17 protein-coding genes are annotated in these 13,662 nt (G+C 33.9%); 8 read left to right on the top strand and 9 right to left on the bottom strand.

The genetic code is table 11. The features are described 5' to 3' along the window. Position 1: 1 nt before the first annotated feature. Both NsoK4_RS05200 and NsoK4_RS05195 read right to left on the bottom strand, forming a co-directional pair. A complete protein-coding gene (locus NsoK4_RS05200; RefSeq protein WP_211685833.1) occupies positions 2 to 916 on the bottom strand; it encodes an NAD(P)-dependent oxidoreductase in 915 nt (304 codons plus the stop codon). Beyond that, a complete protein-coding gene (locus NsoK4_RS05195) occupies positions 900 to 1,286 on the bottom strand; it encodes a hypothetical protein (protein ID WP_211685831.1) in 387 nt (128 codons plus the stop codon). The genes NsoK4_RS05200 and NsoK4_RS05195 overlap by 17 nt, the downstream gene beginning before the upstream one ends. Before the next feature lie 59 nt (positions 1,287 to 1,345). On the opposite strand from NsoK4_RS05195, the gene NsoK4_RS05190 reads away from it, so the two are divergent. Further along, complete coding sequence (locus tag NsoK4_RS05190; RefSeq protein ID WP_249110988.1) at positions 1,346 to 1,738, top strand: C2H2-type zinc finger protein; 393 nt, start codon at positions 1,346 to 1,348, stop codon at positions 1,736 to 1,738. Here the strand turns inward: NsoK4_RS05190 and NsoK4_RS05185 are convergent. Beyond that, positions 1,735 to 2,028: a hypothetical protein gene (locus NsoK4_RS05185; protein WP_211685829.1), complete on the bottom strand. Its 294-nt coding sequence runs from the start codon at positions 2,026 to 2,028 to the stop codon at positions 1,735 to 1,737. The two genes, NsoK4_RS05190 and NsoK4_RS05185, sit on opposite strands and share 4 nt — an antisense overlap. 275 nt (positions 2,029 to 2,303) lie before the next feature. Here NsoK4_RS05185 and NsoK4_RS05180 point away from each other — a divergent pair, with 275 nt between their 5' ends. Then, positions 2,304 to 2,966: a DsbA family protein gene (locus NsoK4_RS05180; protein ID WP_211685827.1), complete on the top strand. Its 663-nt coding sequence runs from the start codon at positions 2,304 to 2,306 to the stop codon at positions 2,964 to 2,966. A gap of 1 nt (position 2,967) precedes the next feature. Beyond that, a complete protein-coding gene (locus NsoK4_RS05175) occupies positions 2,968 to 3,447 on the top strand; it encodes a hypothetical protein (RefSeq protein WP_211685825.1) in 480 nt (159 codons plus the stop codon). Between the two features lie 165 nt (positions 3,448 to 3,612). On the opposite strand, the gene NsoK4_RS05170 is transcribed toward NsoK4_RS05175, so the two are convergent. Further along, positions 3,613 to 4,536 carry a cobalamin-binding protein gene (locus tag NsoK4_RS05170; protein WP_211685822.1) on the bottom strand — a complete coding sequence of 308 codons (924 nt, stop codon included), beginning with the start codon at positions 4,534 to 4,536 and terminating at the stop codon, positions 3,613 to 3,615. A 101-nt stretch (positions 4,537 to 4,637) separates the two neighbouring features. On the opposite strand from NsoK4_RS05170, the gene NsoK4_RS05165 reads away from it, so the two are divergent. Beyond that, on the top strand, positions 4,638 to 5,795 hold the full coding sequence (locus tag NsoK4_RS05165) for a hypothetical protein (RefSeq protein ID WP_211685820.1): 1,158 nt from the start codon (positions 4,638 to 4,640) through the stop codon (positions 5,793 to 5,795). 290 nt (positions 5,796 to 6,085) lie between these two features. After that, the gene (artG, locus tag NsoK4_RS05160) at positions 6,086 to 7,003 is read left to right on the top strand and encodes a thaumarchaeosortase (RefSeq protein ID WP_371816028.1); all 918 of its coding nucleotides are present in this window, start codon (positions 6,086 to 6,088) and stop codon (positions 7,001 to 7,003) included. Here artG and dinB read toward each other — a convergent pair. After that, positions 6,990 to 8,084, bottom strand: a complete 1,095-nt coding sequence (gene dinB / locus NsoK4_RS05155; RefSeq protein ID WP_211685816.1) for a DNA polymerase IV — start codon at positions 8,082 to 8,084, stop codon at positions 6,990 to 6,992. The genes artG and dinB overlap by 14 nt on opposite strands. Before the next feature lie 72 nt (positions 8,085 to 8,156). On the opposite strand from dinB, the gene NsoK4_RS05150 reads away from it, so the two are divergent. After that, positions 8,157 to 8,405, top strand: a complete 249-nt coding sequence (locus NsoK4_RS05150) for a hypothetical protein (protein ID WP_211685814.1) — start codon at positions 8,157 to 8,159, stop codon at positions 8,403 to 8,405. Between the two features lie 356 nt (positions 8,406 to 8,761). After that, positions 8,762 to 8,995 carry a DNA-binding protein gene (locus NsoK4_RS10200; protein WP_371816027.1) on the top strand — a complete coding sequence of 78 codons (234 nt, stop codon included), beginning with the start codon at positions 8,762 to 8,764 and terminating at the stop codon, positions 8,993 to 8,995. 216 nt (positions 8,996 to 9,211) lie between these two features. Here the strand turns inward: NsoK4_RS10200 and NsoK4_RS05140 are convergent, their stop codons facing one another. Genes NsoK4_RS05140 through NsoK4_RS05130 form a run of 3 tightly spaced genes read right to left on the bottom strand, consistent with a single transcriptional unit; the run spans position 9,212 to position 11,572 of the window. Further along, positions 9,212 to 9,829: a LysE family transporter gene (locus tag NsoK4_RS05140; protein ID WP_211685809.1), complete on the bottom strand. Its 618-nt coding sequence runs from the start codon at positions 9,827 to 9,829 to the stop codon at positions 9,212 to 9,214. Positions 9,830 to 9,868: 39 nt separating this feature from the next. After that, entirely contained in the window at positions 9,869 to 10,582 is a 714-nt protein-coding gene (locus NsoK4_RS05135) for a proteasome assembly chaperone family protein (RefSeq protein ID WP_211685808.1), read from the bottom strand. Between the two features lie 48 nt (positions 10,583 to 10,630). After that, complete coding sequence (locus NsoK4_RS05130) at positions 10,631 to 11,572, bottom strand: deoxyhypusine synthase (protein WP_211685806.1); 942 nt, start codon at positions 11,570 to 11,572, stop codon at positions 10,631 to 10,633. Between the two features lie 106 nt (positions 11,573 to 11,678). Here NsoK4_RS05130 and NsoK4_RS05125 point away from each other — a divergent pair, with 106 nt between their 5' ends. Beyond that, the gene (locus tag NsoK4_RS05125) at positions 11,679 to 12,773 is read left to right on the top strand and encodes an inositol-3-phosphate synthase (RefSeq protein WP_211685804.1); all 1,095 of its coding nucleotides are present in this window, start codon (positions 11,679 to 11,681) and stop codon (positions 12,771 to 12,773) included. Positions 12,774 to 12,775: 2 nt separating this feature from the next. Here the strand turns inward: NsoK4_RS05125 and NsoK4_RS05120 are convergent, their stop codons facing one another. Then, on the bottom strand, positions 12,776 to 13,513 hold the full coding sequence (locus NsoK4_RS05120; protein ID WP_211685802.1) for a carbon-nitrogen hydrolase family protein: 738 nt from the start codon (positions 13,511 to 13,513) through the stop codon (positions 12,776 to 12,778). Positions 13,514 to 13,662: the final 149 nt, after the last annotated feature.

Genomic DNA, 13,662 nt, shown 5'->3' with positions numbered 1-13,662 from the left:
ATTATGACTCGTTGATTTTTTTGATATATGCTAATATTCCAGTATAGTCTATCTTTCCAAATCCCATATCTGATGCATTTTCGTAAATTTCTTGAGCCTTTTTTATCATAGGCAAATTAACTCCGTTTGATTTTGCATAATCAGTTATTGTAGCGATGTCTTTTTTCAAGTTTTCTAGAGTAAATGTTGCATCAAATTTATCATCAATCATTTTGTACGCTTTTTTCTCACTCATTCCTGTTTTGAAATAGGTTGAATTCAGTATTTCAAGAAATATCTTTGGATCTATATTGGATGCCCTGACAAGAGTAATTCCTTCAGACAACGCAAGTGCTAACATGGCAATTTGAAGATTCATTGCCAATTTTACTGAATGTGCAATGCTTTTTTCTCCTAAATAGAATACTCTATTTCCTATGGTTTCAAACACTTTTTTGAATTTTTCAAACGTTGATTTGTGACCTGATGCCATGACTACTAAATCACCTGATATGGCTACATTTGGTCCTCCCATAACCGGAATGTCTAGTTTGTTTATTTTGAATTTTTCAAATTCCTCTGTAATTTTTTCCGATTCTGATGGGTCAATCGTACTCATATCTGCTACTGTCAATCCATCATGTTTTCCAAAAACAATTCCGTTATTGTCAAATGAAATTTGACGTACTGCCTTTGAATCTTTTACAACTATGATGACTATCTCTGAGTTTTCTGCAACTTGTTTTGGTGAATCTACGACTTTTGCTCCTTTACTTTCCAGTTCTTTTGTTTTTTCTCTTGTTCTGTTGTATACTGTCAAATTATTTCCTGCTTCTAACAAATGCAGTCCTACTGCGTTTCCTAGCATTCCAGTGCCTATGATACCAATATTCATGATCTGATTTTCTCCGTTTTGTGATTTATTTTCTTTCTTCATCTTTTACTTCCCATTGACTGTTTCCAAATCTTGATGCTTCAAATTCAATTTGTCCAATTGTTTTTTCGCCTTTTCTTACTTTTGCATAATCAAATTTTCTCATTTTGAAAATTCTTTCTTTTGGTTTGTAACCTCCTTCAATAACTTTGATTTTGAATCTTTTACTTGCCTTGATAATCATCTTTCTTGCTACCTGCACATCTCCAATCCATGAAAACATTTCAAAATCCCCAAAATTTTTTGTGCTCACAGTATAACCATACAGTCTTGCTTCTAACTTGGACTTTTGAGATTTAGTCTGTTCATTTAACCATTCGATGACTTCTTTACCATGACCTTTTTCTATCCCAAATGTCTCTGAGTCTTTCATTTATTCAAAATAATATTTTAAACAATAATAATCATTTCAAAATCTGTTAAACTAAAATAATGAATTTGCAAACAAATCATATGCTTACTGTGGATTGTAGGGAGGTTGTCTCAATCAAAAATGAATTATTAGTTTATGTCTCAGATCAAGTTGCCGCAATTCCCACCTTGAAAAATCATCAATTTACACTGTCTATGTTTGATGATGATGAAACCATAGATACAAGCGTAGTTATCTCTTCAATAAAGGAATTTTTAGATTCTATTGGTGAAGGTCATAACTTTGCGGTAATAAGCAACAACGACGTTATTTCGATAAGATCAATAACTGGAAAATCAATCGAACGTGATTCGCCCCCACCAACTGGAGAAATGTTTTCATGTACTCATTGTGGTTTTGTTACTCGCTATGAAGTGGAATACCAAAACCATATGAAAATGCATTATCTCTAATTTTCATTAAATGAAAACACTGTTCTTTTCTTAAATTCCGGAATTTGTTCTTCTATTGTAAAATCATACAATGGAAAACGTTTTTTGTATTCTCTAAGGAAACTTATTGCAACTTGTTTTGTTTTGAATGTTGTTCTGATCCCCTCTAGATTAAACTCTTTTCCAAATGTGTCATATGCAATAATGTTGTATTGATTTGACCTTACATGATATTTTGTACTAAAAAACCAAATAATCCCAAAACACATAACAAAAAAACCTGTAACTGCTTTGTCTAGAATTTTTTTCATGAGTTGGGTTTCAACAGGATCTTTATAAGGACTAGGTGCAGAAATTCCTTGTGGATAAACCTTCAAAAAATAATGTCACAAAAGTATATTGTACTAAATGTGATTCTGTTTTTGACTCCCGAAAAAAATTTGAAAAGCATCTTGATGAACATGCTGGCGTATCTTGTGATGTTTGCCCTATAGACACTGCTATATCCAAATTCACTAATTTGTTTAAGAGGAAATCTTCTCATAATTTGGAATAAGTTTTTTAAACAATTTTAGTAATTTTCTGTATGAAAAAAGGAATAATCATAGCTGGTGTAGTTGCTGCTGTGATTATTGGAATCATTACATCTTATTCATCTTCTTCTTCTGAACAACTCAATATGGACATGACTCGAACTCATGGTACTATTTCTACTGCTATGGGCTCCGCACTACTGGGAGATCCCTCTGCTCCTGTTACTATTGTCGAATTTGGCGATTACCAATGCCATCAATGTTATAATTGGTTTCATAATACCAAACCCTCTGTTTTTAAAAATTATGTGGATACTGGAAAAGCAAATTTTGTCTTTGTTGATCTTGCCTTTTTAGGACGTGATTCTCCTAAAGCAGCTCAGGCAACCTATTGCGCTGAGGATCAAGGGAAATACTGGGAATTTCATGATGTATTGTATAACTCCCAGGAATCTCAAATTGATAATGGATGGGCAAATTCTGAGCGATTGAAAGCTTTTGCCTTTAGTCTTGGTCTGGACATGGAATTGTTTGAAAGTTGCCTTGATTCTGGCAAGTATTCAAAACGTGTTCAGTACAATATTGCTGAAGCAAAGAAACATGGCGTAAGAGGCACTCCTGGATTCTTTATTGTTGGACCTGATGGACAGCAACAACAAATTAGTGGTGCACAACCCTATTCTGTTTTTAAACAGGTAATTGATTCTATGATCTAATATGACAAATACTCTGAATCTTGTATTTTCAAATCTCAGATACGTGGTATTGGCATCGTTGATTTTCATTTCGATGTTGATGGGGCTGCTGATAATCTCTGAGTATATTTTCCTTGAACCTTATGTTGTAAGCCATATTCCTAAAGGGACTGAGCTTGGTTTTACACTAATTGTTATTTTATCTGGACTTTCTGCCCTTGTAATCCCAATGAATGTTTATCGAATTAATATTTTAAAAAGCTCCAAAAAGAAGATGGGTGGCAGTGTTTTTGGCTCATTTATTGGAGCAGCTGCTGGTGCGTGTAGTTGTGGGCCTATTGGGTTTGCAATTATCTCTACATTTGGAACTATTGGGGCAACTGCATCTGCATTTCTGACAAATTTTGAAATTCCTATCAGAATTGCAGCAATCATACTATTACTCATTACGTATTTTACTACCCTCCGATCCTTGAAAATTGAATGCAAGGTTAATTCTTGAATCAATAGACTAAGAATTACCTATTAGACAATTTTTTACAACCTTGAAATGTATCTTTTAGCAAAAGAATCCTTTTTTGTGACGCTGATATTTGTCCCAATTAGGCCTAGTAGAAGAGATCCAGAAGATGATGAATTAGAGAATAACGACTAGTATTCTCTATGTTTATTTTATCTGTAAAAATGAGTTTGTAGGAATGTCTATGTTTGTATTGTTTTTTAGTTGAATGATTTTTGTTAAAATTTCTATTCCTGTGATTGTTCTGATACTGGGTTTGCTAAAAAAAGAATTTGCATCTACTGCAAACACTTTTCCTCCTTTGACTGCTCTTAATGAATTCCATTCTTGATTATTTTTTAGAATTTGATTATATTCTTGAACTGTCCTTTTAACATCAAAACCGCATGGCATTAATATTATTGTGTCTGGGTCTGCTTCTCTGATCTCTTCTATTGTTAAACGTCTGGAATGTTCTCCTGTTTTACTGATCATATTTTTCCCTCCTGCTATTTCTATCATCTGTGGAACCCAATGTCCTGCTGTGAAAAATGGTTCTATCCATTCAATTGCCAAAATTTTAGGACAATTGCCGTTTCTTATTTTTTCAATTCTTTGAATTCTTATTTTTAATGACTCTACTATCTGTGATGCTTTTTCTTGTTTGCCCAAAATTTCTCCTAACTTAATGACTGAGTCGATGATCTCATCTACGTTATGTGGATCCATTGAATGAAGAATTGGTTTTTTATCCAAAATTTGCACTGCCTTGTTAACCTGATTTGTATATGCTGCACACACTTCACACGTCTCTTGAGATATGATCAAATCCGGATTTGCACGTTTTAGATTTTCTTCATTTAAAACAAAAATATCTTTTCCTTCTTTTAGTAATTGACATGTTGTCTGATCAATTTCATTACTGCTGAGATTATTAGAATCCACTACTGAATTAATTACTATTGGTTTTGATTTTGCCCCTTTGGGATAAAGACATTCGTGTGTTACTCCTGTAATTTTTGCTTCTTCTCCAAATTCATATAGCAACTCTGTGGCGCTTGGCAAAAATGACACAATACTGTTGATTGGCATTTGTTCAACTTGGATTTTGGCCCTTAAACATGATACGTTGACTGTATGTCAATTTGTGCTATTAGGCAGATTAATAGGCTTATGCTAGGCACGTTTTTTGGTTGTCGGCAAATTCTCAAGATATTCGAAAATCAATTCTTGCAAAATGGCATGAGGATTTATCCAAATATGGCAATCTTCATTCTTCTGATTCTGTAAGTGGTTCGAGCCCTCCCTCTGTTTTTGTTGGTTCTTACAACTATCCCAAGGTCTTCGTCGGACCGATGGTCCCTCCTATTCACGGTGATACTGAATTACTTGATAACCCTGAAAAATGGAGCGGAAAATCACTGGAAGAAATTGTAAACTTTCGACTTAATTTGGTTAGGGGAATTCAAAAAATTCCTGTAAATCAAACTGAGGGGAAGTATCTTGAAAATTTACAAGAGCTTGCGATGTCTTCAAAACCTACTGATTCTGATTTAGAATTTTTTAAATCAACATCTTCTAATATTTCCCTTGATGGTGAAAGTGCCCCTTTTGGTCCTATTGGTGAAATAAAATCTGCAAAATTTTCACATTCTTCCACTGAGAAATCAATTGAAAAAACATTCTATGATCATGACCTAAAAGCTCAGGATGCTGTTCTAAATTTGTATAACTCTGGAATTGAAATCTCAAAAATTCAAAAATGTTTTAGCATTGGTATGCTTGGACATGACCGAAAACTAGTTCCTACAAAATGGAGTATTACTGCAACCGATGATATCATATCAAAATCTCTTGTTGAAGAAATTTTAGACTATCCATTAATTGATTCTTATCGTATTTTTTCTTTTGAGCATTTGGGAAATGTTTTCTCAATAGTGTTGTTTCCTCACAGGTGGATATATGAAATGATTGAAGCATGGTATTCAAATGGTGTTTTGGGATTTGGCTCTGATCATGAAGATGCAAGAGGAATTTCACATCCTCCTGCAATTGCTGGAGCATATTTTGCTGCAAAGCTTGCAGTATCTGAGTATTTGTCAAAACACAAAATCCAATCTGGGGTTGTTATTCTTCGAGAAATCAGACCTGAATATGCAATTCCTGTAGGTGTTTGGCAAGTTAGAGAGGGTATTCGTTCTGCTATGAAACAGAATTATCTTCTTGCTGATACTTTTGAGAACGCTTTAGATTTGGCTTCTAAAAAAATGAGCATAAGTAAAACTGAATGGTTGTTGAAAGGAAATATTGTAAAATTAATGAAACAAAAAACAATTGCTGATTTTTTCTAGCCATTATGCTCAACTCCTTTAGTTATTTCAAAACATAACATCTCATTTCTAATGTATATTTTTGATAGACTCTTGTCATGAGTTCATTAAGATGCAAAAAGTGTTCAAAAACCATCCCCAAACATGAAAACTATGCTGTAGTGTTATTCTTGGTTCAAGATAGGATTTCTGAACCAACATATGAGCATCTTTCATGTCCTGAAAAATTTTCTTGTTCTGACCAGTGTTGAGCTATTTATTGGCCAATTTCTGAAATTCCCATATTGCAAAATTGGAATCTTATGGCCGGAATGGGTATTATTGCTAGCCCAATTCTATTTGCCTTAGTTGTATTCCCTGACACTTTTAGCTTGAGCTGGAATCAAGGTCGTGGGGGATTTCTGTTTGCTCTTGTTTTCATAATTGCCGAATTAGTTGGACTAAAAATTGTAATCTCTAAAAAGAGATTAATTTCTGTAATTCCTCTGGCATCTCTTATGATTGTGTATTTGACAAGTTTGGAATATGGATTACGCGATTATATTTTAGATTCAGCTGAACATTATGGTGTTCAGTTAATTTACTCGTGGACTTGGTTATGGGATTTTGTATTGATGACTTTGTTTGTAATGTCTGCTCTGAGCATGTTCTTTGGTACTAGATGGATTCGTATTGCACCTGCAGGCCCAATATTCTTGGGAGGGAGTGCGATAATTCTTTCATTGGATGCATTTTTCCCCTATGATTCACTTGGTCCATTACAATACGTTGTACCTTACCTTGTTCAAACAAATGTCTGGCTAGTCACTTTGTTTGATCTAGGTGTTGCAACAGCTCGTGATAACATAATGTTCCTTAAAGGCGACTATGGCCCTATGGTCCTCCAAGTTTTTTGGCCATCTGCTGGAGTTCACAGTATTATCATCTATTCCTTAGTGATGGGTGCATTCTTACTAAAAATGAATATTCCACGACATAGAAAATCAATTTACTTTGCACTTGGAATTTGCGGAACAATTGGTGTAAATGTAATCCGAATATTTTCATTATCTTGGTATGCTCTAAAAGTAACTACTGATGCGGCTAAATGGGAAGAATTCCATTCAGTAGCTGGAGAAATTCTGTTTTTGCCTTGGCTCTTTATCTTTTTATTAATTGTAATTCTAATTGAATCTAAGAGATTGAAAAAATTAGAATCTGAAGGAAAATCTGTCTCTAAAAGTAACTAGTGATACTGCTTTGACCTGAAATCTCAGACAATTCTGAAACTTTCACGCCTAATCGTCTAATTGTTATTTGTTGATCAATTAGTGCATCTTTTAGCAATTGCTCTGCATTCTTTTCCAATTCTTCCAAACTATCAGTTGGATTTCTCAGCATTCTAGATTTTGTTTTATTTGACAAGTCTGATTGAATGAATTGAACCCCTACTGATTTGAACATTCTATTGTTGTTTAGAACAATCTTGTGCAATTCTTTACATAATTGCTTCAAATTCTCAGATAAGAAATCAAAATCTTTTGAATCTTTTTTTAGTGTGATAAGTTTGCTAAATTGAATTGTTGGTTCTCTTTCTTTAACCGGGTCTGTGTTTATACCTCTTACTGAATTAAAAATATAGGTACTACTTTTTCTTCCAAATTCTTTATTTAACGTAAATACATCTAATTTTTTTAAATCTCTTACTGTCTCAAGATTCATTTGAACAAATCTTTCTTCCGTTTTTTTACCTATTCCTGGAATGTCCCTTATTTTTAATGGATCTAGAAAAGCCTCTACTTTTTCAGGTGGCACTATTGTTAACCCGTCTGGTTTTCTAAAGTCTGAAGCTATTTTTGAAATTAATTTATTGGGTGACACTCCTATGGAACAACTCAGTTTGAGTTTTTCTCTAATTGCATTCTTAATTTGTTGAGCAAGATGGCTTGCTTTTTCATAACTTCCATCTGTTCTTTTTGTAACGTCTAGATATGCCTCATCTCTGCCAACATATTCAAAAACATCTGAATTTTCTTTCATTATTTCCATTCCTTTTTCAGACATTTCACTATAGAATTCAAAATCAACTGGCAAAAATACTGCATCTTCTCTTCCCTCTAATCTCTTTTTTGCAAACATTATGGGAATTCCTGATTTTACACCGTATTTCCTTGCTGTGTAATTAGCAGTGGCAATAGCTCCACTGTCTCCTCCTCTGTCTGAAAAAACACACACGCACACTGGTTTTGATTTTAATTCCGGCTTGCGTATCTCTTCACACTGGGCATAAAAATAATCAAAATCAATGTGGAAAACTATTCTATTTCCCAATAATCTTTGTATGGTTTTTGATTATTACTATATTTTGAATTCATTAAATATTGTTCAATTCTTATGTTGTTTATGGATTCGCCACTTTCTTCAGGTGAGGATGGAATTAACATAAAACCTGAACAAATGGAAAAAGAAAAACTGTATCATTGTATTTTCAAAGATAAAATCCTTTTAGTTTTCAAAGATTTTCAAGATGTACTGAACTGCTATGAGATAGAGGAAAAAAACCTTGTAGATAAGGTTAAGAATTCCAAAAATATTGATGTTGAAAAAATTTTAGAGGACTATATCCAACAACAGAACCTTAAAAATAAATAAAAGCCAGAGCACTTTTCGTTATTAAGGAATAGAAATTGAGTGATCCAAAAAAATCCAAAGATGCAGAAGATATTTTGTCTGAATTTCAAGATTCACAAAAACCAGAACCAGAACCACAATTAGATGCACCAGAACCAGAACCACAATTAGATGCACCAGAACCAGAACCACAATTAGATGCACCAGAACCAGAACCACAATTAGATGCACCAGAACCAGAACCACAATTAGATGCACCAGAACCAGAACCACAATTAGATGCACCAGAACCAGAACCACAATTAGACACTCCTCAAGAAAAACAAGAAACAAAATCTGAAGAACGCGATGTAATTTTTGTAGGCACTAAACCAATTATGACGTATGTTTCAGCAACACTTACTCAACTTGCTAATATGGAAACTGTTACTATTAAGGCAAGAGGTAAACGAATCACACAAGCAGTAGATGTTTCTCAAATGATTGTAAAAAGAATGGATACTGTTGGCTATGTAATTAGTGATGTTAGGATTTCGTCGGATTCACTCACTTCTCAAGATGGAAAACAGCGTAACGTTTCTACTATTGAAATTGATATTACAAAAAAATAAGATCAGAAATCTAATTTTAGTTATTTTGGTAGCGACAACGGTTATCACATTGGTTAACGTCTCATCAAATTCATGTGGTGTAAAACATATTCAGCTCATCAATGATTTGAACATTTATGAAAATTCATTAGATCCTGAATTTTGTGAAGAAACACTTGAAAAAATATATTCGTTTAATGAACAATGTGAGCCTCAAATGGAAATTTTAGATTGTGGCTAAATCACGTCGTTTAGAAATGTGATTCCAAAATATATCAGACTGATGCTTAGTCCTAACATCATGATTTTGTAATTTTTGTTTGATAAAATTCTTGCACTTTTTTTTGCTAAAAACGCAACTGAACCTAACCAAGCAAAATCCATCCAAATATGTAGCAAAAATAATACTATGATTCCTCCAAATGCCCATATCATCATTGCATCTGAAATTAATTTGAAACCTACACTTAACCACCATGCTATGAAAAATGGATTCAGTGCGCTAAGTGTAATTCCTGCAATTACTGCTCCGTGTTTTTGATCATTTTGTAATGTTTTTCTTTTTTGAAATAATGATTTTATTTGGATTCCTGCGAAAATAAAGAGTGTAATTGCCCCTACTATTGAAATAACTGTTCTAAACTCTGGAAAAACTTCTAATGAAAACACTCCTATTCCTAAAAGAATTACTAGGGGGAACTCAACAATTGTATGCCCTGCGGCCATTTTTATTCCTGCTCTGGTGCTTTCCTTAGTGCCATAGACAATGTTTGCTGCAAATAATGGACCTGGTGCCATCACTCCTGATGCCGATATTATTACTACTGCAAATACAAAATCTAGAATATGGTTCATTTGTCTAATCTGATAATCTGAATTTTTCTCTCTTCTGATTTATCTGTACATCGTGTCTTTTAATTGCCTTGATTCTTCTTCGGTTTCTTTGATCATGACTTCAGCTTTTTCTGCTTCTTTCTGTAATAGTGACATGTCACACGCAATTCCTGGAATCAGTTTGCCCATTGCCTCACAAAGTTTTGCACTTGATCTAAAATCAGGACCTGTTCCATCTGAATGAAATAAAATAACAATCACATCTTGTTCCATTAAACTTGCTTCATTAAGTAACATTCCTGGAATTCCTGGAACAACGCCGTTTTCTAATACTTTGAAACCTACTTCTTTAATTTTTTTCCTAGCTTCTTCGGTGCTTCCAACTGCAACTACCTCTTCTGATCCTTCAGGAGTTTTAACTGCAACGCTACTTACAACTAATTTAATTTTCTTTTTTCTTGCCCAGTTTAACATTAATCTTGCAGCAGTTCTGTGTAGTGATTCATGAAGTGTAAGATATGATAGGAATATTGAAACTTTAGACTCTTCATTTACAAATATTCTTGTAGGAAAATTTGGTTTTCCATCTTTAATTAGACTGATGGGGGGAAAACTATCTGACGATATGACTCCTGTAATTGAAAATTTTGAAGTATGAATCATCGATTCTGTTGAAATTGCACTGCTGAATCCTACTGAGGGAAATCCATCTATCAAATAACCTCCTTCAAGATCCATTTTTTTTAATTCTCTAATTCTCATTTTTGTAGACAATACATTATTTTCAAATGAATTGAATAAAGTTTTTACTAATTTGAAATACTATTTTTTTAATTTTGCAAGTAATGCTGCATAAATGAATGGAAGTATTGTTGTTACTTCTGCATGCAACGTTGCTTGTCGTGCTCTTTGAGTAACTTTGCCCCATGATATTGCCTCTCTAACCAGTGCACCGCTAAGACTGCCGTCAAATTCTTGTGCAGTGGTTATGTAAAACGCATAGTCTAATCCTTCTCTGTACTGATTCCACCATAATGTGTGATGTTTTGAAATTCCTCCCCCTAACATCAATGCTCCTGATTTCTCAGCCTTGAAAATTAAACCTGATAACAAATTTGCATCTTCAGCCAAATTCAATTTAAAATCACTGTGTTTTTGTGAAAATAACCAAATCTGACTACCGACTGCACCATCCATTATTCCTGGAACAATGACGTTAATGTTGTTTTTGTATGCCCAATACAGAAATGAATTCTCTCCTAAGTTTTTTCCTATCATTTTACAAATTTGGGCTGTGGACATTTCTTTTACTCCTTTTTGATACTCTTCTTCCAAAAATGACTGCATCTTCTCTTCAATTAGTGGTCCGTAACTGTCCATTGGCACCAACACATTTCCTAATCTATGGATGTTTTGATCTGCTAACTCTCCATCATCCATGGTAAACGATCCTTCTTTGTAATTTGAAAAATGTCTTGCAATGTCATGATCTAATGCACCGCATGTTGTAATGGCTACATCAAACCATTTGTTCTTCATCATGTCTTTGATAATTCCTCTTAGCCCTGTTGAAACAACTGCTCCTACAAATGAGACAAATCGTAAGCATTTTGGATCAGTGATCATCTCTGATAAAATATTTAGCCCATCTGAAAGATTAACCGATTCAAATCCTCCTGATTGTGATAATTCTTCAAATATTTTTTCTAAGGATGTATTTGAATTTATTTCGATGTCTTTCACAGGTCTACCGGGCGTTACCATGTCTTATTCCCTTGATTACGATTATAAAATTCTGCCTTGAAAAATTGGAATTTCTTTTGGTGTTTTTAAGAAAACTTTAAACCCGCCTAATAACACCAAATTTCGAATGACAGGTAGAATTAAGGTAGGTTTAGTTGGTATAGGAAATTGTTTTTCTGGTTTAATTCAAGGTATTGAATATTATCGTCAGAATCCTTCTCAGCAAGTAATAGGAATTATTCATGATAAATTAGCTGGTTATGGAATTCATGATATTGACTTTGTTTGTGGTTTTGATGTGGGTGAAAACAAAGTTGGAAAACCTTTGATGGAAGCAATTTACGAATACCCCAACATGGTAAATTGGGTTCCTAAAGACACCATGCCAAAAACTGATGCCAAAGTCTATGAAAGTCCTATTTTAGACGGTGTAGGGTTATGGGTTGAAAATAGAGTAAAACCAATCAAAAGCTCAAAAACTACTGAAGAAATTGCTGAAGAAGTAAAAAAAATTATCAATGAAACAGGGGCTGAAATTATTGTTTCTTATTTGCCTGTAGGTTCAGATAAAGTAACTGAGTTCTGGGCACAGATTTGTCTAGATACTAATACTGCATTTGTAAATTGTATTCCTTCGTTCATTGCATCTGATGAAACATGGGCAAAAAAATTCGAAGAAAAAAATATCCCCTGTATAGGTGATGATATCAAAGGACAAGTTGGTGCTACTATCGTTCATAGAACTTTAGCAAAACTATGTAATGACCGTGGTACAAAAATTGAAAAAACATATCAAATCAATGTTGGTGGTAACACTGACTTTCTTAACATGAAAGAGCAAGACCGATTAGTCTCAAAGAAAATTTCTAAAACTGAAAGCGTTCAAAGCCAACTTGATGAAAGGTTAGATGATGATCAAATCTATGTTGGTCCTTCTGACTTTATTCCTTTCTTAGGTAACACAAAACTCATGTTTATGAGGATTGAGGGAAGGCAATGGGCAAACATTCCATATAACATGGAAGTTCGTTTAGAGGTTGATGATAAAGCAAACTCTGCTGGCATCGTAATTGATGCAGTTCGATTGGCAAAAATTGCTCTTGATCGTGGAATTGGTGGTCCAATAAAACCTGCAAGTGCATACTTGATGAAGCATCCTATTGAACAAACTTCTGATGTTGCAGCAAAGGCAGCATGTGAAAAATTTGTTGCAGGCGAATAGTTTTATTTGAAACTCCGCTCATCTGAAAATCTTGTTTTTCGAATTTGATTGTATTTTAATAGATTGAATTCTTTTGCTGTAGCGTTTTCTCCTCTTAGATGAGTTATCTTTGGAATGACAACTTTGTTTTTTTCAACAAGATCTACGATAATGCTATTTCCTCCAAACCTGTGATTGTTTACATTTGCTGCCAGAATGGGCACTCTGTTTTCTAATGCTCGTACTTGTACGTACATTTGCCATGGATTTATACCTCTTTTGACAATCCTGCTGGGTGAGATTAGTACTTCTGCACCTTTTTTGACAAGTGTGTTTGCTACATCTGGAAAAACCATGTCATAACAAATGATCACGCCAAACTTGCATGATGTGTTGAAAATTTTTGCTTCTCTGCCTGGTTTCACAAGATTTCTCTCATAGTCAAACGGGTGGATTTTTTCTTGCCTGCCAACAATTTCTCCTTCTGGACCTATTATTGGAGATGATATGGCCATTCTGTGTTTTATTCTTTCATAAAATGCTCCTGGAATTATGGTCATTGAAAAATCTCTTGCAATTTTTTTAAAATCTAAAAATTCTTTGTCATAATCTGTTATTCTATTATCTTGTAACCATTGTTCAGGCAAACATACCAGATCTGTTTCTTTTTTTCCAAGATTCTTCAGCAATCTTGAAACTGAACTAATCCCTACTTTGTTATTTCTGTATGATTTTGTTTGGATGATGCCTATTTTGACCATGATTGTTTTTTGATTAATGGATAATTATAGGTAGGCTTGATTTTGGGCACTAGAATAATTTTGTAGTTCTGGTTAAATACAAAACACACTTCATTTTGTTTATGGAGTTTCCAGCAGAACTAATCAGGTTGATTGAATATGAATTAAAA

Source organism: Nitrosopumilus sp. K4 (assembly GCF_018128925.1).
Taxonomy (GTDB): Archaea; Thermoproteota; Nitrososphaeria; order Nitrososphaerales; family Nitrosopumilaceae; genus HKST03.
The sequence above is the reverse complement of the archived record's forward strand: the minus strand, read 5'-3'. Positions and strand labels throughout refer to the sequence as shown.

Bases quoted from the DNA above. Each gene is read 5' to 3' on its own strand.
- NsoK4_RS05195 (WP_211685831.1), bottom strand. From the start codon at position 1,286: ATGAAAGACTCAGAGACATTTGGGATAGAAAAAGGTCATGGTAAAGAA.
- NsoK4_RS05190 (WP_249110988.1), top strand. From the start codon at position 1,346: ATGAATTTGCAAACAAATCATATGCTTACTGTGGATTGTAGGGAGGTT.
- NsoK4_RS05125 (WP_211685804.1), top strand. From the start codon at position 11,679: ATGACAGGTAGAATTAAGGTAGGTTTAGTTGGTATAGGAAATTGTTTT.
- NsoK4_RS05170 (WP_211685822.1), bottom strand. From the start codon at position 4,536: ATGCCAATCAACAGTATTGTGTCATTTTTGCCAAGCGCCACAGAGTTG.
- NsoK4_RS05120 (WP_211685802.1), bottom strand. From the start codon at position 13,513: ATGGTCAAAATAGGCATCATCCAAACAAAATCATACAGAAATAACAAA.
- NsoK4_RS05150 (WP_211685814.1), top strand. From the start codon at position 8,157: ATGGATTCGCCACTTTCTTCAGGTGAGGATGGAATTAACATAAAACCT.
- artG (WP_371816028.1), top strand. From the start codon at position 6,086: ATGGGTATTATTGCTAGCCCAATTCTATTTGCCTTAGTTGTATTCCCT.
- NsoK4_RS05140 (WP_211685809.1), bottom strand. From the start codon at position 9,829: ATGAACCATATTCTAGATTTTGTATTTGCAGTAGTAATAATATCGGCA.
- NsoK4_RS05130 (WP_211685806.1), bottom strand. From the start codon at position 11,572: ATGGTAACGCCCGGTAGACCTGTGAAAGACATCGAAATAAATTCAAAT.
- NsoK4_RS10200 (WP_371816027.1), top strand. From the start codon at position 8,762: ATGACGTATGTTTCAGCAACACTTACTCAACTTGCTAATATGGAAACT.
- NsoK4_RS05180 (WP_211685827.1), top strand. From the start codon at position 2,304: ATGAAAAAAGGAATAATCATAGCTGGTGTAGTTGCTGCTGTGATTATT.
- NsoK4_RS05175 (WP_211685825.1), top strand. From the start codon at position 2,968: ATGACAAATACTCTGAATCTTGTATTTTCAAATCTCAGATACGTGGTA.
- NsoK4_RS05200 (WP_211685833.1), bottom strand. From the start codon at position 916: ATGAAGAAAGAAAATAAATCACAAAACGGAGAAAATCAGATCATGAAT.
- NsoK4_RS05185 (WP_211685829.1), bottom strand. From the start codon at position 2,028: ATGAAAAAAATTCTAGACAAAGCAGTTACAGGTTTTTTTGTTATGTGT.